This is a genomic window from Vreelandella zhanjiangensis DSM 21076, assembly GCF_000377665.1.
Lineage (GTDB): Bacteria > Pseudomonadota > Gammaproteobacteria > Pseudomonadales > Halomonadaceae > Vreelandella > Vreelandella zhanjiangensis.
This window is the reverse complement of record NZ_KB898646.1, coordinates 18710-41725: the sequence shown is the minus strand read 5'-3', so window position 1 is coordinate 41725 and position 23016 is coordinate 18710. Positions and strand designations below refer to the sequence as shown.

The 23016-nt window shown below is 52.3% G+C and carries 15 protein-coding genes; 2 read left to right on the top strand and 13 right to left on the bottom strand.

Going from position 1 to position 23016, the window contains the following annotated elements; all coding sequences use genetic code 11:
* Positions 1 to 69: 69 nt before the first annotated feature.
* The 6 genes from D467_RS0100130 to D467_RS0100105 form a co-directional block, all read right to left on the bottom strand.
* Complete coding sequence (locus tag D467_RS0100130) at positions 70 to 3570, bottom strand: glycosyltransferase (protein ID WP_018915467.1); 3501 nt, start codon at positions 3568 to 3570, stop codon at positions 70 to 72.
* Positions 3570 to 4865 carry an ABC transporter ATP-binding protein gene (locus tag D467_RS18880; RefSeq protein WP_018915466.1) on the bottom strand — a complete coding sequence of 432 codons (1296 nt, stop codon included), beginning with the start codon at positions 4863 to 4865 and terminating at the stop codon, positions 3570 to 3572. Before D467_RS18880 ends, D467_RS0100130 begins: the two co-directional genes overlap by 1 nt.
* Entirely contained in the window at positions 4862 to 5656 is a 795-nt protein-coding gene (locus D467_RS0100120) for an ABC transporter permease (RefSeq protein WP_018915465.1), read from the bottom strand. Before D467_RS0100120 ends, D467_RS18880 begins: the two co-directional genes overlap by 4 nt.
* A 136-nt stretch (positions 5657 to 5792) precedes the next feature.
* A complete protein-coding gene (locus D467_RS0100115) occupies positions 5793 to 6173 on the bottom strand; it encodes a GtrA family protein (RefSeq protein ID WP_018915464.1) in 381 nt (126 codons plus the stop codon).
* A gap of 9 nt (positions 6174 to 6182) precedes the next feature.
* Entirely contained in the window at positions 6183 to 7190 is a 1008-nt protein-coding gene (locus D467_RS0100110; protein WP_018915463.1) for a glycosyltransferase family 2 protein, read from the bottom strand.
* Complete coding sequence (locus tag D467_RS0100105) at positions 7187 to 8887, bottom strand: DUF6311 domain-containing protein (RefSeq protein ID WP_018915462.1); 1701 nt, start codon at positions 8885 to 8887, stop codon at positions 7187 to 7189. The genes D467_RS0100110 and D467_RS0100105 overlap by 4 nt, the downstream gene beginning before the upstream one ends.
* Before the next feature lie 191 nt (positions 8888 to 9078).
* Between D467_RS0100105 and D467_RS0100100 the strand changes: the two genes are divergently transcribed.
* Both D467_RS0100100 and D467_RS18875 read left to right on the top strand, forming a co-directional pair.
* A complete protein-coding gene (locus tag D467_RS0100100) occupies positions 9079 to 10482 on the top strand; it encodes an MBOAT family O-acyltransferase (RefSeq protein ID WP_018915461.1) in 1404 nt (467 codons plus the stop codon).
* A 29-nt stretch (positions 10483 to 10511) separates the two neighbouring features.
* Positions 10512 to 11504, top strand: coding sequence for a hypothetical protein (locus D467_RS18875; protein WP_018915460.1), 993 nt, complete (start codon positions 10512 to 10514; stop codon positions 11502 to 11504).
* A 44-nt stretch (positions 11505 to 11548) separates the two neighbouring features.
* On the opposite strand, the gene D467_RS0100090 is transcribed toward D467_RS18875, so the two are convergent.
* From D467_RS0100090 to D467_RS0100060, 7 genes are all read right to left on the bottom strand, one after another.
* Positions 11549 to 12667 (bottom strand): glycosyltransferase, encoded by a 1119-nt coding sequence (locus D467_RS0100090; RefSeq protein WP_018915459.1) that lies wholly within the window; start codon positions 12665 to 12667, stop codon positions 11549 to 11551.
* A 15-nt stretch (positions 12668 to 12682) separates the two neighbouring features.
* Complete coding sequence (locus tag D467_RS0100085; protein WP_018915458.1) at positions 12683 to 14122, bottom strand: mannose-1-phosphate guanylyltransferase/mannose-6-phosphate isomerase; 1440 nt, start codon at positions 14120 to 14122, stop codon at positions 12683 to 12685.
* 127 nt (positions 14123 to 14249) lie between these two features.
* Positions 14250 to 15626: an undecaprenyl-phosphate glucose phosphotransferase gene (locus D467_RS0100080; protein ID WP_026285531.1), complete on the bottom strand. Its 1377-nt coding sequence runs from the start codon at positions 15624 to 15626 to the stop codon at positions 14250 to 14252.
* A 9-nt stretch (positions 15627 to 15635) separates the two neighbouring features.
* Positions 15636 to 17087, bottom strand: a complete 1452-nt coding sequence (locus D467_RS0100075) for a TolC family outer membrane protein (protein ID WP_018915456.1) — start codon at positions 17085 to 17087, stop codon at positions 15636 to 15638.
* A complete protein-coding gene (locus tag D467_RS0100070; RefSeq protein WP_018915455.1) occupies positions 17087 to 18466 on the bottom strand; it encodes an HlyD family type I secretion periplasmic adaptor subunit in 1380 nt (459 codons plus the stop codon). The genes D467_RS0100075 and D467_RS0100070 overlap by 1 nt, the downstream gene beginning before the upstream one ends.
* A gap of 1 nt (position 18467) precedes the next feature.
* Positions 18468 to 20228 (bottom strand): type I secretion system permease/ATPase, encoded by a 1761-nt coding sequence (locus tag D467_RS0100065; RefSeq protein ID WP_018915454.1) that lies wholly within the window; start codon positions 20226 to 20228, stop codon positions 18468 to 18470.
* A gap of 122 nt (positions 20229 to 20350) precedes the next feature.
* Positions 20351 to 22690 (bottom strand): DUF4214 domain-containing protein, encoded by a 2340-nt coding sequence (locus D467_RS0100060; protein ID WP_018915453.1) that lies wholly within the window; start codon positions 22688 to 22690, stop codon positions 20351 to 20353.
* Positions 22691 to 23016 lie beyond the last annotated feature (326 nt).

The following is a 23016-nucleotide window of genomic DNA, read 5'->3' as shown; positions in this document are numbered from 1 at the left end:
TGCTCTAGGGGCGGAACAGCCTAATAGGTTAGGTATTGTGGCGGGCTAGGCCCCGGTGTCAACCTGAATTCACTCAGTCGTTTGAGTTAGCACCTGATCAATTAAAGCTGCGCTAAGCAGCCCGTGATAGCGGGACGCAAGCGTTGACCAGCTACGCTGGGCCAACCACTCTTGGCGGGCGCTATGGTAAGCATTGCGCTGTGCTTCTGGAGCATTTAATACCCGTGTGATGCTTTCGGCAATATCGTGGCTATCAAACCCCCGGGTTTGCCATACCACGTCTTTCACTTCATCGAAAATGGGTGCTGGCGTGGTGAGAATATTGGGACAGGCAGCAACCGCCGTGCGTACCGCCGCACTGCTAGACTCTTGTGTGTACTGGTACGGCAAAACGACTGCGTCACATTCAGCCAAGCGCTGCTGGGCCTCTTCCAAGGGCAAGAAGTCGGTGTACCACTCAATATAGCCTTCGACACCTAGACGCTGGGCAGTACGCTGACAGCGCGCCAACTCCTCTTGTGAGCTTGGCTCATCACGCACAGAGGTTACCAAGCGTAGCGTCGTGGCCTCGGGCACCATCTGCTTTTTACGCAGCGCTGCAAACGCCTCAATTAGGGCGTTAATCCCTTTATGAGGAAGCAGGAAGCCAAAGCTACCAATAATAGGTGCTGAGCCTGTCTGAGTGGGTGCGGGCTGACTTTCTGCAGGGTCATCGACCCCTTGAGGTATTTGCGTGACGTTATCGGTCACACCAATACGCTTCAAGTAGTTGAGGTCATCTAGAGTATGCACAAATACACGATCAAACTCGGCCAGTGTAGCGGCAACCGTACGACGGCGCGCTGTCTCAAAATCGATAACCGGGCGCGTGGTGTGCAGGGTAATGTAAACTCGCTGCCCTTGTTTGCGACACTGTTGTACTTGGTGTTGTAACGTGCGGTCCAGCTCGTAGAAAGCAAAATGATGCTGTAGCCATACTATGCTGCCCGTAGCGCCTGTTAGCGTTGGGCTTTCGCTACGTTTCCAGCTGAGAGTGACGTTTTCAGCCGCATTAGGCTGGCCGCCTTGTTTATCAAGATGCGGGGCATGGATCGTGTAGGTAACGGCTTCGTTGGTTTCTTTCAGTGCTTGCAGCAAATGAAGTGTGTACTGGGCAATACCACAAGGTTCATTCCAGGTGGTGTACACACTCAGAGAAAGCGCAGGCGCTGATTGATGGGCAACCAGCGTCAGGCGTGTTAGCGCAGCCATTACCGAATCCACGGCAGCCGGTGAGAAAAAACGCTCTTGTATGGCGCGCTGTAGCTTATCTGCCGCGCCGGTTGCGTTTGCTCCACTAGCGCGCAACCTGCTGGCTTGCTGCTGCACTTGTTCTACAACGCTTTTGACACTGGGTTCGACCCATACCGCCTGGCCTGCGCTGAAATGCGACTGCGCGTGGTCGAAGCAGTAGTTTATCCAGCCGCTATGCTGTACTGGGGTAAAGTCAGTGTGGGCGCCGTAACCGGTTACGACCAGAGCGCGGCCAAATTCGCCGGCTTCTATGGCAGGCATATTGAGACCTTCACCACGCGTGGGCAGCACGACGATATCAGCTTCTTGGTAAAGCCTGGCCATTTGCTCAGCGTCGTAATCTTCCATAATGATACGCAGGCGATCAAGGTGCGGCTGGCTTACGTATTGCTCAGCCCAGACCTCCACCTGATTGTGGGGGTTGGGGAAGGTCTTGAGGGTAAGCGTAATCTCAGGATCTGCTGCAGCGAGCTTTTCGAAGGCTTGCAGCAGTACGTCAACACCCTTGCGAGGAAAGGCTGAGGATACATGCAGCAGGTTGAGCGCCTGGCGCTGGCTTACCCGGGCCAGGTCATTTACCTGGCTGGTGGCGGCCAGGGGGTTGGCCACCAGCGGCATGGCAATCACGTGAACAGGCAGCTTGCAGCCGCTGTCCATCAGCACCTTCTTGACGAACCAGGCGGTTACCATCACACCGGCATAATGGCGGTTAAGGGTGTCTACCATTTCCCTTGGCACCCAGGACTCTTCCCAGAAAAACAGCGCGATGGGCAGGCCGTGGCGCGGGTCAGGTTCAATCAACGGATAGTGGTGGTAAAGCGCGACGCGCGCCTGTTCGGGCAGGGCTTGCCAGGCGGCCGGCGCGGTCAACCCGTTCAGGCGCGTGGTTTCTGCTTCCCCACCGGGGGTGGTGCGCACGCGCTCTTCCAGGCTGTTTTCGTGAGGCACCAGCCACAGGGCGGGGGCGTCATCGCTCTGCTGCAAGCGGGTGAGCAGGTGGCGGTTTACCGCGGCTAGGCTGTAGCTGCCGTTGATATGGCCTTCCAGGCGGATACCTTTCACCAGTGCATGGTGCTCAGCCAGCGGGGCGTCACGCAGGGCCGCGGCCTCGAGGCGTACGGCGGCGAGAATATCGCGGTCCAGGTTGATGAAGTCTTCATCACGGAACTGCCCTGCCCGGCTGAACAGGCCTTCGCTTGCGGCCATGCGCTTTAGAACACGCACTTTCAGCGCGGGAAACCGGTTGAGTACTTTCAGTGCCAGCCGCTTCAGCCAGGGAATCTGTGCCATTCGGCGCATTAGCTTGCCGCTTGACATGGTGGACTGGCGCTGCAGGTGCATAACACCGCGCAGGGGTTTGGTTACCCGCCAGGAGCGACTGTTATAAACACTGTTGAGTTCTTGCAGCAAGTGCTCAGCTTGCTGATGATAATGCTGGCGCTCTTGCTCTACCTGCTTAAGCTCAACGCCGCGCTGTGTAAGCTCAGTGTCTCGCTGGGCAAGCTCAGTGTCGCGCTGTGTCAGCAACTCGGTCTGCTCTTCTATCTTTGCGGCTAGCGTTTCCAGACTGCCTTGCTGGGCCTCGGTAAGCGTATCGAGGTAGTCAAACCAGGGGGCGCTCGCTTCATCGGCGTGCTTGTGCGCAATCAGGGCGTAATCGGGGTAGGCAGAGACCAACCAGTCCAGGTGATGGCGTAAAGGGGCGTCCTCTTCTGGTGGCTTTGGGCCATTCAAGCGTAAGATATTGGCTTTGGCGTAGCCTGTGTCCGTGGCCACAAAGTGCAGTAGCGGTGGCGGCAACGGGTGCAAGTGGGTAGGGTCAAGATAGAAACTCCATAATCCTACAGTCAGGTTTTCGGGGTTAGGGGTTTCAAGTATGAGTACACCGCCAGGCACCAGCGCTCGGTGCACCTCCTGAATCAAAACGACCAGGCTATCAAAAGGTATATGCTCGGCTATATGAAAACCGGTAACCGCTGCCAGGGAGTCGCTTGGCGTTTGCTGAAGCGCGGTTAAGGCGTCGTTGACCTCAACGGTCAGACCGCTTTCATTACAGGCTTGGGCCATACTTTCATTGGTATCGATGCCCTTGGCGGGCCAGCCGTTCTCTTGCATCAGCTCTAGCCATTCGCCTCGACCAGAACCCAGGTCGACCACCGGTGCATCTGGGTAGCGGGCCATAATTGGTGCCAGCAACGGAACATACACCGTCAGGCGCTCTTTAATGGCGTCTTTTTCGCCGCGGAAATGATTGGTAAAACGGGTATAGAAATCCATTAAACTGACTCGTTAGGTTCTGAACTGGTCGCGACGTGGCGTTCACACTCAATGGCTGGCATTACCCAACTACTACCTAAAAAGAAATCTTTTTCCATATTGACCATCTGGAAAACCAGCGCGTGGTCTACCCATTGGTAATTATGGATCAGGTGGGTATCGCTGCTGTGCAATGAAAGCGAAACCGAGTAACTGCCAGGGCCTAAATTGGCATTAAAGCGCATGCGATAGGTAAGCACCTCACCTGCCGTTAGCTGCTTTTCTATCTGATGGGTATGCCAGGTGTTGGTGCCAAATACGTCCTGGCCTACACGGTCTTTTAATTTATAGCCAACTACTAATTCAGGCAGGTTGGTGTGGATAGCTACGGTAATGCGCAACTCTACCGCTTGGCCGACGTCAACCACATCTAACGCGTTGCCATTGGCGGCGTGCAAGCTTATCTGTTTTACCGTTGCCTCGCCCGAGCCAGAGCGGGTCTGGATTTGCCCGCTGTCCAACGGGGTAATTTCTACCCGGTCGTTCTCTTTTTTGGCAATCAGCGCATTGTAGTAGTCCATGATGTCTTGAGGCAGGCCGTCCTCAAGCACCCTTCCCTGTTCTAGCAGAATAGCCCGGTCGCAGAGGCTTTGAATGGCGGCCTTGTCGTGGGAGACAATCAGTAACGAGGTGCCCTGGCGCTGAAACTCACGAATACGATCAAAACTTTTGTGCTGGAAATAGGCATCACCAACGGAAAGCGCTTCATCAACGATCAAAATTTCTGGCCGAAAGGCCGTCGCCACTGAAAAGGCTACCCGCATTTGCATTCCGCTTGAATAAACGCGCATGGGTTTGTCAAAGTAATCGCCTATTTCAGCAAACGCTTCAATATCAGCCATGGCACCATCTACTTGCGCATGGGTAAAGCCCATCAACCCAGCGGAGTGAAGTACATTCTGACGGCCCGTTAGCTCGCCATTAAAGCCCATGCCCAACTCTAGAATGGCTGCTACACGCCCATGCGTGCGTATATATCCCTCAGTCGGGCGCAACGTGCCGGTAATCATTTTTAGCAGCGTGCTTTTACCCGCGCCATTTTGGCCAACTATACCGACAGCTTCACCCTGGGCAACGTCGAAATTGATATCGCGGAGTATCCAGGTTTCATCGAGCGGCTTAACCGGACTAAACCAGCTAGCCACACGCATCAGCTCATTACGGTAGCGCCGATAAGATTTGCCCAGCTCGCGTACTTCAAGTAACGGTTTAGGCGTGGCTGGTGGTGTTTGGGTTGTTTGAGTTGCTTGGCTCATAGGGCATCCACCATTTCTGGACTGGCTTTTCGAAATAGCAGCGCGCTGATCAGTACCAGCCCGGCACCCAGTACAGTAAGAGCCGCTAAAGCCGTCAGGGAAGGCGCTTGGCCGTAGGCCAGCACATCATGATAAGCCCCTACCAAATGGAATAAGGGATTAAAGGCAATCAGCTTTTGCAAAGAAGCCGGCACAATTTCGGCGGGATATACCACTGGGGTAAACCAGAAAAGAAACTGCAACACAATAGGCATAAGCTGGCCTATATCACGGATAAAGACGTTTAAAATACCAAGCATCAACCCAAGCCCTAGCGCCAGCAATACCGTAATGCCGGTAAGCACGATGACCCAGGGCAGCGTGCTGGGCGTGAAATGACCCAACACAGCAAAAACAACCAGAATAACCACAAATAGGGCAAGGTTATTAATTAAACAGGAGCCGGTGATAATTACAGGTAGGGCTATTTTAGGGAAAACGAGCTTTTTCATTAGATTGGCGTTTTCAATGAAAACGCCGAGGCAGCGGTTAAGAATCTCACTAAACAGGCTCCACCCGAGCATGCCAGCGGTTAGGTAGATAGCGTAGGCATATTGGCTTTCAATGCCGGGCAGCTTGGCGGAGAGCACTGCTGAGAGTATTAGCGCGTAAATCAGTACCATGGAGAGCGGATGAATGATCATCCAGGCACCACCAATGCGGCTACGTGCAAAACGCGTCACTAATTCGTGACGTATTGATGTGGCAATAAATTGGCGATAGCGCCATGCCCCTTTTAGGGATTCCAGCATTCCGTTACCTTTTACCCGAACCAGGCAGTGATTAATTCAAGGGCGTCATGGTAAGCCAAGCGCTAAGCGCACACCACCGTTACTGGCAGCTAAACGTGTGGATAGTTCCCCATTAGCATAGGGTTTAGCGGAGTACTCAGGGCATGGCAAACGTATAATATTTGGCCAGTAGGTAAGTACTCACCGCGGCGGTCACAATTGCACTGAGCATGGCTAGCAAGGGAGGAAGCGGCGTTAGTAATAGCACCCCGAGCGCTGCGTAATTGATAGCTAATCCAGCAAGCGACATCAATAAAAAGCGGCTTAAGGTCGTTTGACGCTTAAACGTTACTCGCTGATGTCCCCAAAATGAAACGCCAAATGCGACCAGCCAAGCAATAAAATTGGCAAGCGCGATATAACGGCCTTGCATAAGGGCAAACAGCAGCGTGGCTACCCCCATGTGTGTAGCCGTTGCGGCTGCACCCACCGCGATGAACCGCAGCGCTTGGAGTACTTCGGCGCGGGTTTTCGTCATGCCAAATATCTACTCATGTTCAGGTGTTGTATGGCCCGGTACGGCATGGGTATTCACAGCAGGCAAATGACTATTATCAGGCTCGGAGGACTCTTGCACGACATACAAAGGTCGGCCTTTTACTTCGATAAATAGCCGGGCGATATATTCGCCTAAAATGCCAATCGAGAGCAATTGCATACCCCCAAAAAATAGCACTACGCTCATCAAGGAGGCATAACCAGGCACATCGCGCCCGCCTATCAGCACGCCTGCAACCAGTACTACAATATATAGAAATGCGAGTAAGGCGACCCCCGCGCCAATATAACTCCACACCCGCAGCGGAATAGTGCTAAAACCGACTAACCCATCGAGCGCAAAATTCCACAGCTTCCAAAAACTGAATTTACTTTCTCCTGCGTGTCGTGAAGGACGCTGGTAAGGAACGCCGGTTGTTTTAAACCCCGCCCAGGCATAAAGCCCTTTCATAAATCGGTTGCGCTCGGGCAGCTGTAACAATACATCCACCACACGCCGTGACATTAGGCGATAGTCGCCCGCGTTTCCAGGAATGGGCGAATGGGTAATACGATTAAATAGGTGGTAGAAGCCTTTGGCGGTAGTGCGCTTTGCAGCGGAGTCTTCGGGGCGTGAAGCTCGCACCCCATAGATCATATCGAAGCTCTCTTCGCGCCAAAGTCGCACAAACTCGGGAATCAGTTCGGGGGGATCTTGTAAGTCGACATCCATGGGCACCACCGCATCGCCGGTCGCGTGACGCAGCCCTGCCGTCAGGGCCGCTTCTTTGCCAAAATTACGGCTGAAAGACACATAGCGAATACGAGCGTCCTGCTGATTAAGCACTTTTAGCTGGACGAGCGTGTCGTCAGTAGAGCCGTCGTCGATAAACAGAATTTCAAAGTTAGGTGCGCAGCCTGTTAATACAGGAAGCATCTGCTCAATAAACGGCTCTAAGGAGTCACGTTCATTGAGCACTGGAACAATGATGCTTAGGTTCCAACTAGTCTCGCTCATTGGGTTTCCTCAGAAGTAAGTTGCCAAGCAAAGGTTGCCATAGGAGTGGCAATACACTGCATATTGGTTAAGCTACAGGCCTGCTGAACAGCTTCAGGATTGGTGATAGCGTAGACCACACTGGGGTCTGGCTGACCAGCCATCAGCGCTTGCTGGGCAGGTGCTACCGCTTGATGAATAATGGATGGGGTAATCCGAGCCACGTAGGCGACATTAACGGCCATGCCGTGCTGCCCTGCCAGCCATGCCAGAGGTAACATACCGACAATGTCATCAGCTTGAGTTATATGCAGCGATTGGCGTTGGCTAAGCGCCGCTTGCAAATCTGATGAATCCCAGCCAGTAAAGCGTGGATCTTCTGCCATGTGGTAAGTTGCTGCTTGCTGGCTACGGGTGTGAAAGTAGTGGTGCCAATGCTGCAAGTCAAATAGCTGTATTACCAGCACACATAAAGCGGCCAGGGTGGCATTACGTGGCGTTAGGCGCTGAACCAGTATTGCACCGGCCAAGAAAATACTCAGGTACATTAGCACCCATACCATTCGGCCGCTTGCACGCAAAATGGCCTTTAGTGATTCAGGCCAAGGTAAAGGCAAGTTAACGGTATAAGGACCTATGACGACTTTATCGCTCAGCGCAAAGATAAATAAACCGATAGCCAGCGCACCTAAACCTCTCACCGGCCATCGGTAGGTAGAAGGTATACGGATAGGACGCCGGATAAATAGCAGCAACGCCATCAGCCAAAGCGCCATTATCCCTGCCCCTACATAGCTCATCCCTTCGTATTGACCACCAATGCCAGGTACCCAAACGGGCAAGGCTACTGATGCAGAAATAATGCCCGGCAGGAAGCTGTAGGCATTGAAATAAGCGACCAGCTCCGCCGAGTAAAAACCGAATCCATCAGCGCCTGGCGACTCGCCACCGCTGTGTAAATAGCCGACACCCCACATGACGAATAAGATAATGAGCGGTTGAAGCAGGCTATAAGCTCCCCATAGCAGCCACCATTGACGGTGATAAGCGAGCCCTTTCAGGCGATACTGCTGCGAGGTTCGTAACAGCCACCATAAGCTCCATAGCAGCCCCACCAGTAGAAACAAATAAAAATGCACCAATACGGCAAGCGTCAGCATTAACGCCCATTGGCAGCGGGCCTTCCAGCCCGGGTCAGTGCTAAACAGCACTAAATAGATAGCGAATAAAAACGTCCAATGCGCCATTAATGATTCGTGCCCGGCCCCACCCGGCCCACGAAACAATACGGGTGGCATAATTGCCACCACAAGACTTAGTGCAATCGCCGCAATAGGAGACATCTTCAACCGTGTAAAGATAAGACAGGCGGCGATAGCATTAAGTATCAGATGTGCAACTGATGCAAGCCCTTGATACTGAAAAGGATTAGGTAGCCATGCTTGGATCAGCTTCAGCGGTATAGCAAGTAGCGGTAAAGAATCGGTAAATACAATACTGCTACGCACTTCGGAACCATAGGTGTGCAAAGCACCTATTGGCCAATCCCAGGGTTCGTGACGGTAATAATGCCAACCCAAAAAGTGTTGTAGTAGATCCCCCTCTTGCAATAGCCACTCAACCTTTAAAGGATTGAGAATACCGGCATAGAAATAGCTTCCCAGCAGACCCGCTATACAGGCAGCAATCACTATGGTTACGCGGCGTTGCATGTCCATTTGCTCGCTCTTACGTCAAAATAATTGAAAAAGGCATACTGCCCACGTAATGAAGGATACCGATGATACATCTAACCGCCCCACCCGTTGGCTATGATATGCTTCGCGCTCAGTGTTAATGCAGCAATAGCCTCGGCACTTAAATCCTGCGTCACTCTTTTTATCCTCTGCCATAAGTGAGCATCATCGGCATGGTTTTTAGCACACCTGAATTTCTTCTTGTGTTTTTGCCCACTGTTTGGCTAATTTTTTTAATACTTTCAATCTTTTCCTCTCAGCGTTTTCTGCTTGGCTGGCTAGGGGCCGCTTCGCTGTTCTTTTACGCCGCGTGGGATATTACGCTTTTACCCTTATTACTTGCCAGCATTGGCGTGAACTATTGGCTGGCAGGCTATGTAAGCAGTCAACGCAAATATTGGTTATGGCTCGGCGTGGCCTTTAATCTTGGTCTGCTGGGTTGGTTTAAATACTCGGTCTTTATCATTTCGGTTGCCGACCTGCCCCCCCAATCGTTTAGTCCGCTGATATTGCCGCTAGGTATTTCTTTTTTTACCTTTCAACAAATTGCTTTTTTGGTAGATGTGCGCAAGGGGATCATTCAGCGCGGGCCACTGTCGTTATACGGCGTGTTCGTTAGTTTTTTTCCTCAGTTGATTGCTGGACCTATCGTCCATTATCGCGATCTAGCCCCTCAGTTAAGCCGTTTAACACCGCCAACTACTGCGGCTATTCGGTGTGGCTTGCTGCTACTGGCGCTGGGTTTAGCTAAAAAACTAATTATTGCCGATAACCTCGCTCCTTATGTTGATCAACTTTATAGCCTACCAGCCGAGACAATGGTGGCGGGTGATACCGTCGTGGCTGGTTGGGCATATGGTTTGCAGCTTTACTTTGATTTTTCTGGCTATGCAGACATGGCGATTGGCCTGGCACTTTTGTTTGGCATTAAGCTACCCGAAAATTTTGCGTCGCCTTATAAAGCACGAGATATCCAAGCCTTTTGGCGACGCTGGCACATCACCCTTTCAGGGTTTCTCCGTGACTATTTATATATTCCGCTAGGGGGTAGCCAACATGGCTTGCCTCGCCACCTGCTAGCACTACTCGCTACCATGCTGCTAGGTGGATTATGGCATGGCGCAGGCTGGCAGTTTGTGTTGTGGGGTGGGTTACATGGCAGCTTGCTCACATTAATGGTGGTATGGCAGCGGATTACTACTTTTCGGTTACCAACAGGCATCGGATGGCTATTGACCTTTATGGCCGTCATGCTGGCCTGGGTACCTTTTCGTGCTGACAGCCTTGAGTACACATGGGCCTTTTACTCGGCTCTTTCAATATGGCATTGGGGCGCCCTAGGCGAGCTGTTGAATGGTTTACACCAGGGAGCGATGGGCCTACGCGCGCCAGGCCTGCTAGTTATAGGGGCTACCTTGATCGTATTAATCATGCCTAACAGCATGACGCTAACCACGTGGCTTGCTCAATCACAGCGTCATTATTACCAAGGCGCCTTGGTAGGCGGGATTTTACTAGTGGTAACAAAAGCCATGCTGGATCTGCCCAGCCAGGCTTTCCTGTATTTCAACTTTTAATCTTACGTGGGCGATAAGTGAGTACGAGCATGGCTAGCTTTATTAAAGGAGTAGTGGGCGGAAGCTTGGTGGTCCTGTCACTGTGGGTGGCGCTGTGGGCTGGGCAATTGGGCAACGAGCATCCTAATAACGTATGGATTGCCAACGCGATCACGTACAAGCAGGAGGCTGCCAGCGCGCTTCCTTCCCCAAAGATTGTTGTGGTTTCAGGCTCAGGAGCCATGTTTGGTATTAATAGTGGTGACCTGGAGGCTGCCTATCATCGACCCGCCGTTAACCTGGGAGTAAATGCAGGCATTTCCTTACCGGTTATCTTACAAGAAGCTGTACCGGTCATTGAGCCAGGCGACTTAGTACTCCTCCCCCTTGAATACCCGCTTTATAACCGCGAGGAGACTATTTCCAGCTCGCTGATTCATTGGGCAAATAGCCACCCTGAGGCTTTCTTAAGATTGCCCCCCAAGCGCGCGCTCAAGGTATTTGCACAAACCTCGTTTACACGCATCTTAGAAGGCTACCGAGGGGTTCCTGTCGATTTTTCCGTTAGCGGCGATTATGGTCCTCACAACCTGGATAGCCGAGGTGATCAGTTGCATACAGCCCGGGCATTACGCGAAGAGCGGCATTGGAATTTTTTAAACTCTTTGCCTGATGAAACCTATGGAGCGGCCTTGCAGCAAGGCGGTTTTGACTGGGCTCGCCTGCAACACTTTCGTGATGAGCTACTTACTCAGGGAGCCTGCCCTGTTTTCATGCCGCCGCCATTGTTATGGCGGCAGTCTTATAAGGATTCATCTTTAGAAGCTAATTTCTATGAGACGCTGCCCCAATGGGCGACGAGCGAAGGACTTTTTTGGGTAGGTAAACCACTAAAAGCAATGCGGGAAGCAAACGACTTCTTTGACACTAACTTTCACTTGGTAGACGAGGCGCGCTCGGCGTATACCCAACAGATTATCGGCTGGCTGGGTAGCCAACCGATGGCTGCATGCCAGCAGTTCTATCAAGCAAATAAGCGCTAGGCACTAAACATTAAAAGCATGCTACTCATGGTAAACTATTGAAACTAGGCTTTAGGCATGTGCTTGGCTACCAGTGACTGGATCGCCCGGGTAAAGTTGGCGGTCGCAAACCTTTCTGCGCTTTGTCTACATACCATCGGTGCAAAGGCATCTGCATCGTGCTGCTTGCGCTCTTCAAACTCCTGAACACGTTGAGCCAGCGCGTGACTGGTCTGTTCTTCAGCCCAGAGCGCGGTGACATTGTTTAGCGTTGTTTCGGCTAAACCGCCTACGCCGTAACCAATAACAGGTGCTCCAGCCGCCTGGGCTTCTACTGGCAAAATACCAAAATCCTCTTCGGCCATAAATATAAAGGCCTTGGTGCGTTCCAGGTGATCGGTTAGTACCTTGTCAGACTGATACCCAAGCATTGTGACATTGGGGCCTGCCAGCGCAGCCAATTTAGCGTAGTCGGGACCATCTCCGATAACGACAAGCTGTTTATCGGGCATTTTGTTAAATGCTTCTATGACCAGATCGATACGCTTGTAGGGCACCATGCGCGAAGCGGTTAGATAAAAGTTTTCTCTTGGCTGATCGTAGCGGAATTTTTCCACTTCGACCGGCGGAAATACAACGTCGGATTTTCGCCGGTAGCAGGCTTGAATACGACGCTGTATATAGCTTGAAATGGCTACAAAGTGGTCAACACGCTGGGCACTTAAGTAATCCCACTGGCGTAGACGATGCAACTGCCAGCGCATTACCCAGCTCATCAATCCCTTTTCTTTACCTGATTGGCGCAAATATTGATGCTGCATATCCCATGCGTAGCGCATTGGGCTATAGCAGTAGCATATGTGAACCGCATTGGGATCAGAAATCACGCCTTTTGCTACGGCGTGACTACTCGACAAAATCAGGTCAAAGCCTTTAAGATCGAACTGCTCTATCGCTAATGGCATTAGCGGCAGATAGTGGCGATACCGGCGGCGTGCGAGGGGCATACGCTGAATAAAACTGGTGTGGATAACGCGCCCCTGCAAAGCAGAAATAGCGCTTTTCTCAAGGAAATTAACCGTGGTAAATATTTCAGCTTGAGGGAAACAGTTAAGCAGCTCGGCAAGCGCTTTTTCAGCGCCTGCCCAAGTGGTTAGCCAGTCATGAATAATGGCAACTTTCATTACAGCGGGTTGCTCCTATTCGCGCCCATACTTGTCGTTATAGCGCACTATATCGTCTTCACCTAAATAGGAGCCGGTCTGCACTTCAATAAGCTTAAGAGGAATAACGCCAGGGTTTTCAAGGCGATGAACCGTACCCAGCGGAATGTAGGTTGACTCATCTTCCGAGAGCAGAAAGCTGCGAAGATTAGCGGTATTGCCATGCCCTTCGCCTTGCGTCACTTGAGCAGTACCCTGCACAACTACCCAGTGCTCCGCACGGTGGTGATGCATTTGTAAGGAAAGCTTACCGCTCGGGTTAACCACAATCTCTTTCACCTGAAAGCTATCTGTTAACACCATGGTGCGATAGTGCCCCCAGGGGCGATAGACTCGCTGATGTGATTGAAATTCCTTACGACCAGCAGCTTTCAAGGCATTAACAATAAGCTTGGTATCCTGAGCCTGACGACGGTCGGCCACCAGGACAGCATCGTCGGTCTCGACGATCACCAGATTATCGACCCCCACAGCGGCCACAAGACGAGACTCGCTATAAACTAAGCTGTTACGGGTTTGATGCAGCATGACATCGCCATGAATGGCATTGCCATTTTCTTTATCATCCACTGAGCGCAGTTCATGCAGCGCATCCCAGGCACCTATATCGCTCCAGCCGGGCGACATAGGGATAACGGCAGCCTGATCAGTATGCTCCATTACCGCATAATCAATGGACTCACTGCGACATTCAGCGAAGCATTCTTCGTCAATGCGTAGAAAATCCATGTCCTCAGTACGCGCTTCAAAAGCGGCCTGACAGCTTTGCAATATATCCGGCGCATATTGCCCAAGCGCTGCTAGGAAACTGCTGGCTTTAAACAGGAAAATTCCGCTATTCCAGAAGTAGTCGCCGCTTTGTAAATAGTTTTCCGCAGCGTCTAGATCGGGTTTTTCAACAAAAGCGGCGACTGAAAATCCCTGAGTTAACGCCTGGCCTCTTTTTATATAGCCGTAGCCTGTATGCGGCGACGAAGGGGTAATGCCAAATGTTATCAGCTTGCCTTCTTGACTAAGCACACGGCCCTGTTCGACGGCATGGGCAAAGGCTTCGGTATCTTTAATGACATGATCTGCCGGCATAACCAGCAGCTCAGCATCAGGATTGGCGGCACTTGCTGCCAAGGCAGCAAGTGCCAACGCGGGTGCTGTATTACGGCCACACGGCTCTAAAATAATTGTGCTGCCTTTAAGCCCTACCTGCTGCATTTGCTCAGCGACCAGAAAACGGTGCTCTTCATTGCAAACAATGAGAGGCTTGCCTGAATTCGCAATGTCTTTTATGCGCAGCGCAGCTTCTTGCAACAGGCTCACATCTTCTTTATGCAGGTTTAGAAACTGCTTGGGATAATGCTCGCGAGAGACAGGCCATAGGCGTGAGCCGGAGCCTCCTGATAAAATGACAGGTAAAATCATGATTCCTCCTTGAGATAAGCCATTGGGGAGACTGCTATCCTACCCAGCCTTTCTTTATAACCTGACTAAACTGCGCCGACTATTTCTAAACGCGATGTTTAACTTAATGCACTGAAATACATATTATTTATGGCTGGCCATTAACGAAGCCCCGTGTTAGCGTCATAATTAATATTTTCAAATCAAAACCCAACGACCATCGCTCAATATAATACAGGTCGTATTCAACGCGCTTTTCCATCAGTTTGACATCATCGGTGATACCTCGCAGGCCGTTCACCTGCGCCCAGCCTGTCATACCGGGCTTGACGCGATGCCTTTGCATATAGATATCGATATGGTCTTTATAGTGATCGTTATGATCCATGGCATGGGGTCTTGGCCCTACCAGCGACATACGCCCTTGAAGAACATTATATAACTGAGGCAATTCATCCAAGCTGGTACGACGTAGAAAACGACCAACAGGGGTGACACGCTCATCGAGGTGTGAAGCCTGTTTGGTGACTGAACTCTCGTGCAGATGCATCGTTCTAAATTTATATATTTTAAAGCGTTTTCCATCTAGACCATGGCGCTCCTGTTTAAAAAGGACAGGCCCACCCATTTTCCAGCGTATGGCAATTGCCACGCCAAGCATCACAGGACTAAACAGAATAAATAGCACAAGCCCTAGCATGCGATCCTCCAACGCTTTGATAAACCGCATGGGGCCATTTAAAGGAGTGTAATTCAGCTCTAACGAATAGAGGCCTGCGACTTGCGTAATCCGGTGATTCAACAAACGGATATCGGGCAAGTCAGGGAAAAATCGTATGCTAGTCGGGATCCCGGCGAGAAGCCGCATCAGATGGCGCACACGGTTGCCTTGAACTAGCGGGTATCCTAGCCAAATCTCATCAAAATCACGTTGAAAAATATTGGCTTTGGCAAACGCCGCCATTTTGTGAAAAAACGTAGCATCGTCTTCGTCAATATAATGCCCTACTATGATGTAACCAGCGTGGGGCGTTTCAACAACCTTCTCTTCCAATAGTGCAATGTTGTCTTTTTTACCGATTAGCAACACGCGTTTAAGGTTGTGACCCTTGGCACGCAGACGTCGTAGGTAACCATAAAGCAAGGTACGCATTATGCTGCCGATAATGAGTACTGCCAAGGCTGAAACGCCCATCCACAACCGCGAGAAGCTTTGAGTCTCTTGAATAGCCACCAAGAGCAAGCTAAGCAGCCCTAACGTGGCTATCCAGGCGGCTAGGTAAATACCTAGCATGTTGTACAGACTACGACCGCGCCACGGCTGATAGAGCCCTATCATTTCCCCAACGGCGGGCAGCAGTAAGCTACCGATCAAGATGAGGAAGAGGTAATCGTTGCCCTCTACATTAATATGCGGCATCAGCCACAGTACAATAAGAGCAACGCCTGTGGCTATACCTGCATCAAAGCAGCGCATTGCGCGCCGCAACCATTCATTGCCTTGACTTGTTCTTATAACGGCCATAGATGCTGATTACCGGGCTACCTGTACGGACGTAGACATCGAGGCCAATAGCGCCATGATGCGATCCAAGTCCTGACCCTCCAGACCGCCTACGGCGGAATGCAGCGCCAGCATGTCCAGAGCATAATTACCTACCGTATCGACATACTGAATACGCTGGTCGTAGAAGCTTGCGCGAGCATCCAGCACATCCACCAGATCACGTAGACCTAGTTGCTCTCCTTTTTCTGCCGCCTCCAGAAATAGCTGCCCTGAGGCAATTGCCTGATTTAGAGCTTCCAACCGGCGCTGGCCACCATTCAGCGCACGAATGCGGCGGCGAACTTCCTGTATTGCCAGGTTACGTTCATTATCAACCGTAGCCTGACCTGCTTCAATACGTCTTTCACCCTGGCGCACGCTGGCATTGGTATAACCACCGCGATAAATAGGCACGCTCAGCTCAACGCCAGCTCGGTAGTCCTCACTTTCACGTACTGGATCATCACTACTGCGGTCGGAGTAGCTGAGATTCAGGTTAAGCTCCGGATAGTAGCCAGCGCGCCTTACACCGGTATCTGCCTGGGCAATTTTCTGCTGTTCAGTTGCAAGCAGAACACTCAGGTTTTGCCCTGTCAGCGCTAACCATTGCTCTACATCACCAATCTCGTCATCTAGCGTTACGCTAGACAACTCGCCCGGCGAGCTGCTTGTAAAGGAAGGCATTACCCCGGTCAGGCGCTCTAACTCACTAAGCGCATTGTCCAGTTCGTTTTCTGCTTCTACCGCGTCTGAAACAGCCTGATCATAACGGGATTGAGCCTCTAGCAGATCAACGCGGTTTCCCACGCCCAGATCAAAAGCGCGACTTGCCTGGCGCACCTGCAAATCGAGCGATTCCTGCTGGGCTTCCAGCAAGCCTGAACGCTGAGCCGCCAGATAAGCTTTTATGTACGCTTCGCTGACTTGCATCGCAAGCTCTTGCTCGATCACGGCTAACTGAAGCTCAGCGGCGCTTACCTGAGCGCCTGCAACATCGACGCTACGCCAACGCTCAAGACTAAAGAGCGGCTGCTGTAGCTGGATTTGCCAGTACGTTTCGTCTATTTCACCAGGTCGCTGGGTGTTACCAAACTCGTCTATCTCTTCAACCGTTTGAACATTGGTTGAGTCTTGCCACAAGTATCCGCCCGTAGCGCTTACCTGAGGCAACAACCGTGAGCGCGCCATAGGAATTTCTTCCCGCGTGGCCTCAAGTTCAAACCGCTGGCGTGACAAATCTGAATCGTGCTCCAAGGCACGAACGAACAAGCCCGGTAGTGAGGGCAGCGCCTGGGGCTCGCCGGTGGCATCGGTCAGCGCTTCAAATTCGTTCAACGCCTGCTGTTCAACCGGCACGTCGCTTTGCGAGAATGCTGCATGGCTGAATAAAGCAACCGCCATGGTCAGCGCATTTAAGGTAAAGCGTGGCGTCCGTGTCATTAGTCCTCCCGGATAGCGCGAGCCAGCATATCGGTAACAGGCTTGGCAATGTAGCTGGCAAAGGTACGCTCACCCGTACGGATCATCACTTCGGCTGGCATGCCAGACAATAACTGCATCTGTTCGGTCATATCTTCACGCCCAGCTTCTGTCACACGTATACGTGTCTTGTAGTAGCGCTGCCCGGTTGCTTCGTCTTCAAAGCTATCGGCACTGATATGGATAATTTCGCCATCGATGATATTTGTCAGGCGCTGATTGAACGCGGAGAAGCGAATTTCGGCGAGCTGGCCTAAAAAAAGGTTGTCGATATCGCGCGTGGGCACGCGGGCTTCGACCACAAATCCGTCATTAGAAGGTACAACGTCCATGATGGGGTCGCCTGGGCGAATAACCGCACCGACCGTATGTACCTGTTGACCAACAATGGTGCCAGAGACAGGCGCGCTTACCACGGTGCGATTCACTTGATCGGTCAGCGAGGTAATGCGCTCTTCCGCTTCAGCGATCTGAGACTGAGCGTTACGCAACTGTTCGCCCACTTCAGCCTGAAACTCCTGCTGAGTAGTCTCTTTCTGCATGCGATTTTCGCTTATCTGCGAACGCAGCTGGGCCATATTGGCCTGGAACTCGGCATTGTCACCTTCGTATTGCAGAATCTGGCGCTCAAGCTCACGTAGGCGCTGGTTATCACCCAGCCCTTCACGGTAGAGCGAACGGAAGTCTTCGGCTTCAGAGCGCAGCGAGCTGATGCGCTGGTTATTGACCCGAGTGCGGGACTCCAAACCATCAATCTGCTCTTGCATCTGAACGATCTGCTCATCCATAGCTTCCATGGTACTGATAAGCGACTGGCGGCGGGCCTGAAAGAGGCCTTGCTGCACGGCGGTCACTTGCTGAACACGCTCGTTGTCGACAGAACTGAGTTCTTCGGGCATTTCCAGCAGCGCGGCGCCTTGCTGCTCTGCCAACAAGCGCACCTCCATGGCCCGGTTGATGTAGTACTGAGATTGGGCAATTTCCAGCTGTGAACGCACTTGGGTGTCGCTCAGTACAACCAGAGGCTGACCGGCTTCCACCTGATCACCGTCGGATACCAGCAGTTCGCGTACGATCCCACCTTCAAGATGCTGGACGGTGCGCTTAAATGACTCCATCGACACATTGCCTGGTGCGACAACGGCTACCGCCAACGAGGCGGTCACCGACCATAATATGAAGCCGCCTAGCGCAATAATTAAAATCGCATAACCTAGCTTGCGATAGCCCTTATCGCTAGTGGGCAACACTTCCTGAGCCTCACCATCAATAGTGACTGGCCCCTGAGGTGTTACATCAATTTCGTTTTTCGCAGGAAGTTGATCTTTATGCTTGCTCATATTACGACTCCTCACTGCCGCCACTACGACCACCGGAAATAGCGGAAAGGCGAGCTGAACTTTGCTGGCCTACTTGGGGGCGCGATTTCTTAGCAAACTGGGCAAGCACTTGGTCTCTAGGGCCAAACATACTTACTTGGCCTTCTTTCATGACCAATAATTTATCCATGGACTTCAGCACGCTAGTACGATGACTAATGACAAACAGCGTTGTACCTTCAGCTTTCAAATGGGAGATCGCCTGGCCTAGCGCACGCTCTCCTGCGTCATCCAAGTTGGCATTGGGTTCGTCTAACACGACTAAAACAGGGTTTCCATACAGCGCTCGCGCCAAGCCGAGTCGCTGACGCTGGCCACCGGAAAGCGCGCCACTGGTGGAGGAGATAACGGTGTCATAACCGTTGGAAAGCTCCAACACCATTTCATGCACCCCGGCTTTTTTGGCCGCTGTTACCACTTTATCAGCGTCAATGTTGCCAAACCGGGCAATATTTTCGCTAATGGTGCCGTCGAAAAGCTCGATATCCTGTGGCAGATAACCAATATAAGGACCCAGCTCGTCGCGGTTGTACTGGTTGATTTCACCGCCATCCAGGCGTACATCGCCAACCTGGGTTGGCCATATACCCAGCAGCACGCGAGCAAGCGTTGACTTACCCGCTGCACTTGGACCGATGATGCCGACATGTTCGCCCTGGGCCACGCTGAAGTTAATGCCGCGAATCGTGGCCATGCGGGTTCCTGGAGGGGCCGCTGCAACATTTTCAATATCCACGATACCCTTGGGAGCCGGCAGCGACATACGGCGCTGGTCTTCGGGTATCTGGTTTAGCAGTTCGTTTAACCGGCTATAAGCGCCTCGCGCAGCAACAAAGCCTTTCCAGCCACCAATCATCTGATCGATAGGTGCCAGCGCACGCCCCATCAAGATGGAGCCTGCAATCATCATACCGGGCGTCATATCACCATTGAGCACCAGCAGCGCACCCAAGCCAAGAATCAGTGACTGGAATAGAAGGCGCATCACTTTAGATGTATTTGTCAATGCACCGGCGCGGTCGCTTGCCTGGGACTGTTTGGCAAGAAACTCATGGTGGCGCTTGGACCAGCGGCCCATGATGCCCGGCAACATGCCCATGGCATGGAGTACTTCTGCGTTTCTCAAGTTGGAGTTGGCCAAGTTTTGCGCCTGGATCTGCTCACTATTGGCTTCTGCCAGCAGGCCCTTTGTTGATTTTTCATTCACCAGGGCCAGTACGAACAGGATAATGCCCGCACAGGTGGCAAAGACGCCAAGCCATGGATGAAAAATGAACAAAATACCAAGATAGATAGGCACCCAAGGCGCATCAAAAAAGGCAAACAGGCCGTTGCCAGTCAAAAACTGACGCAGGCTGGTCAAGTCGTTCAGCGGCTGAGCGCTGGAGCTACCCTGCGTTACGATGCTGCGCCGGAACATGGCGCTGTAAAGTCGTTGATTAATGGTGGTATCCAGACGGTTGCCGATACGCACCAGCATGCGCGACCTTACAAGCTCCAGCCCTCCCATCACCATAAAAAGAAATACGACAACCAGTGTGAGCATAACCAGAGTATCGAAGCTTTGCGTGGTTAGTACGCGATCATAAACCTGGAGCATATACATCGGGGGAACTAGCATCAGCAGGTTAACGAACATGCTGAAAAAACCCACCGATACAAACGAACCCTTACAGGCACTTAATGCGCGCTGTAGATCCGTTGCTTCCTGTTGCTTTGCCATGGAGGGGTCACCGTTGAATCAAAGAAGTCACGCGAAGATTAATCGCGGCAGCATAACAGAAACGCCCCTGCCAGGGGTAGGGGCGTTACAAGAGCGGGTTTTATATATTTAGAACGAAAACATCATCCAAATAGCAACATGCTCTCATCAGACTCTGAAAAACCAACCATTACCGCACCTTTTTCCGCGCCGTTGGCCATTGCATCCAGCCAGTACTGCTTACCTGCCGCATCTGCCGCTCGTTCGAGCACGTTGGCGTACATTAAATCTACAAAGGCGTCATCTTGAATGCCTATATGGCGCTGGTTGAACTCATCAGAGGCAATAAAGCTGTTGGCAATAGTTTCAAAGCTTGCACTCTGGCTCACATCTAGCCAGTAGCCCAGGCCCATGCCATCGGCATCGCGATCAAAAGCCGCATCGTAAAGGCGCAGGAGCGGGTCAACCGCTTCGCTGAGCACGGCGTCATCGCGGAATGCCAGGTTTTGAATGCGCAGGTCTTCACTAATCGACGTTTCGGCTTCGCTGAACGGTGTCTCGCTATACATGGCACCCATGTATTCAGCGAAGGCGTCCTGCTCACTGCCCTTCTCGGCGAAATCGAACTTGCCATCAAGCGTATAGGCTTCAAGCAGGTCAACTCGTTCAAGATAGCGTCCTTCCCCTAACGGGTAACCGTCGCCGCCATCGGCCATGAAGCCTAGAGTAACGACTTTAACGGTCGCGTCTGCATCGCCGACCAGGCGCCCGTTGGCCACCAGTACGTCGTGAATCTTGCCGTCTTCGTTGAGAATGGCGGCACTTTGAATGCGCTGTCCAGCAGGCTGTTCCCAGTCGTAGCTGTATTGAATACCACCCACCTGAGCGAACTGACCCGCAGTGATACTGGGTGCAGCTGCGGCTACCGCGTGCTCTAGCACGTCAAGCAGTGTGCTGCGGTTAACCGTCAGAATGGTTAGGTCGTTGTTGAAGCGCAGTGCCGAGGCGGCGTCCAACTGCGACACGCCACCTGCCGGTTTGCCGATGGCATCGTTGGCAGACGGTGCCTGGTAGCTGGGCTCGCTATCGCCGCCTTGCACCACGACTTCGCCAATCGCTTCACGAATGCCGCCGCCGTTCTTGAACGAGACCATGACGTCGCTATCCAGCTGGCGGGCATACCAGAGGTTGGCATCGGCGGTGAGATTACCAAGGTTGGTCTCTTCGGTGCGCACAGAGCCGCGCTCGCCTACCATATACACATCGGTCAGGCCAAGAACATTGCCATCCTGGTCGGCCACGAACTCACCTACGGCACCGACAAGATCCTGGGCAATCTGGCCTTTGGTGCCATCTGCAAAAGCGGCTTCCAGGCTGCCCCACAGGGCTTCTACCTGCTCGTCCGTCGAGGCGTAAATTCCTGAAGTAGCCTGCTCGATCGAGTCGGTTACGATATGGCCATTTTCGTCAAACTCGACCACTAGCTGAGCGACATAGCGCCAGCCGGCATCGGTGTTCACGATGACCACGTCGTTACCGGACGCATCCTTGGTAAGAATCGGATAGGTGTCATACGGCTCGCCCGCACCGGGAAACAGGCCGCGTTCAATGTCGGTTTCATTGGCCAGCAGCGAATCCGAGCCACCGGCGATAATGATATCGACGCCGTCCAGCAGGGTGGCAAGCTCCTCTTCAAACTGAATTTGCTGCAAGTGCGCACTCAGGATGATCTTGTTGATGCCTTGCGCTTCCAGGTCATCAATCACTGGCTGAATGATAGCGGCAAGCGCCTGCATATCATTGCTGCCGCCCGAGAGAACGTCTACACCGCCAATGGATGAAATACTCTCGAGAATCTGGGTGGTAATACCAATGATGCCAATCTTTTCACCGCCGCGTTCGGCAATGACCGCCGGGGCTAGCTTGGGCTTGTTCGCGCCAGCCAGCACTTCTTCAAGCGTCGACTGAAATGCATCGTGTGAGAAAATCTCGTTGGTGGCCAGACCGCTTAGCGCTGAATCGCCGGAGAAGTCCAGGTTGGCAGAGATATACGGAAACTGGGCGCCCAGCCACGCGACGTCGGCGGCACTGTCACCATTGACCACAGGCGCCAGCATGTCGGCAATCAAGCCGGTGCCCAGATCGAACTCATGGTTGCCAAGCGTCACGGCCGCAGCATTTACCAGATCCATCAGCAGCGCTTCAACCCGGCCCGACGCGGCGGTAATGCCACTCATGGAACCCGCTTCCAACCCGTAAATATCCTCCACGGCGGTCTGGAACGCAGCTTGCAGGCTCTCTTCAGACGCGGCGCTCAAGTAAGGCCCAGGTAACACCAGGTCACCGGAGCTGACAAACAGTGAGTTGGCGTACTGGTTTTCCAGGTGGTCGATAATGGAAACGAAATTGGGTGCGTTCAGCAGATCCCCACCGCCCCCTTCCATGTCAGCGGCATGCAGAAGCTGTAGTTGAAAGTTGCTCATTGAAATCCCCTTCTTTTTTTGAGTAATCGGCCCGTCAAGCAATGGGGAATGTTACTGAGCTAACAATGACGGCTATATGACACTTTGAATAAATTCGCACAAAAAAATCATTTCACCCGAGAGGTCGGGACTTGGGCAAGCGCCTGTTGCGTAACGTTTACACGATATCCAAAACGTCACAATCATGACATACCCAGACGTTAGGTTAGGTAATCACGTGATATTGCGAACGATGGACGCCGCGTATTGACAGGGCCTTATCGGGCATGTGGCCTGCACCAAGCACATGCATAGCCCAAACCACAAATGAATGACTGCTTACCTGG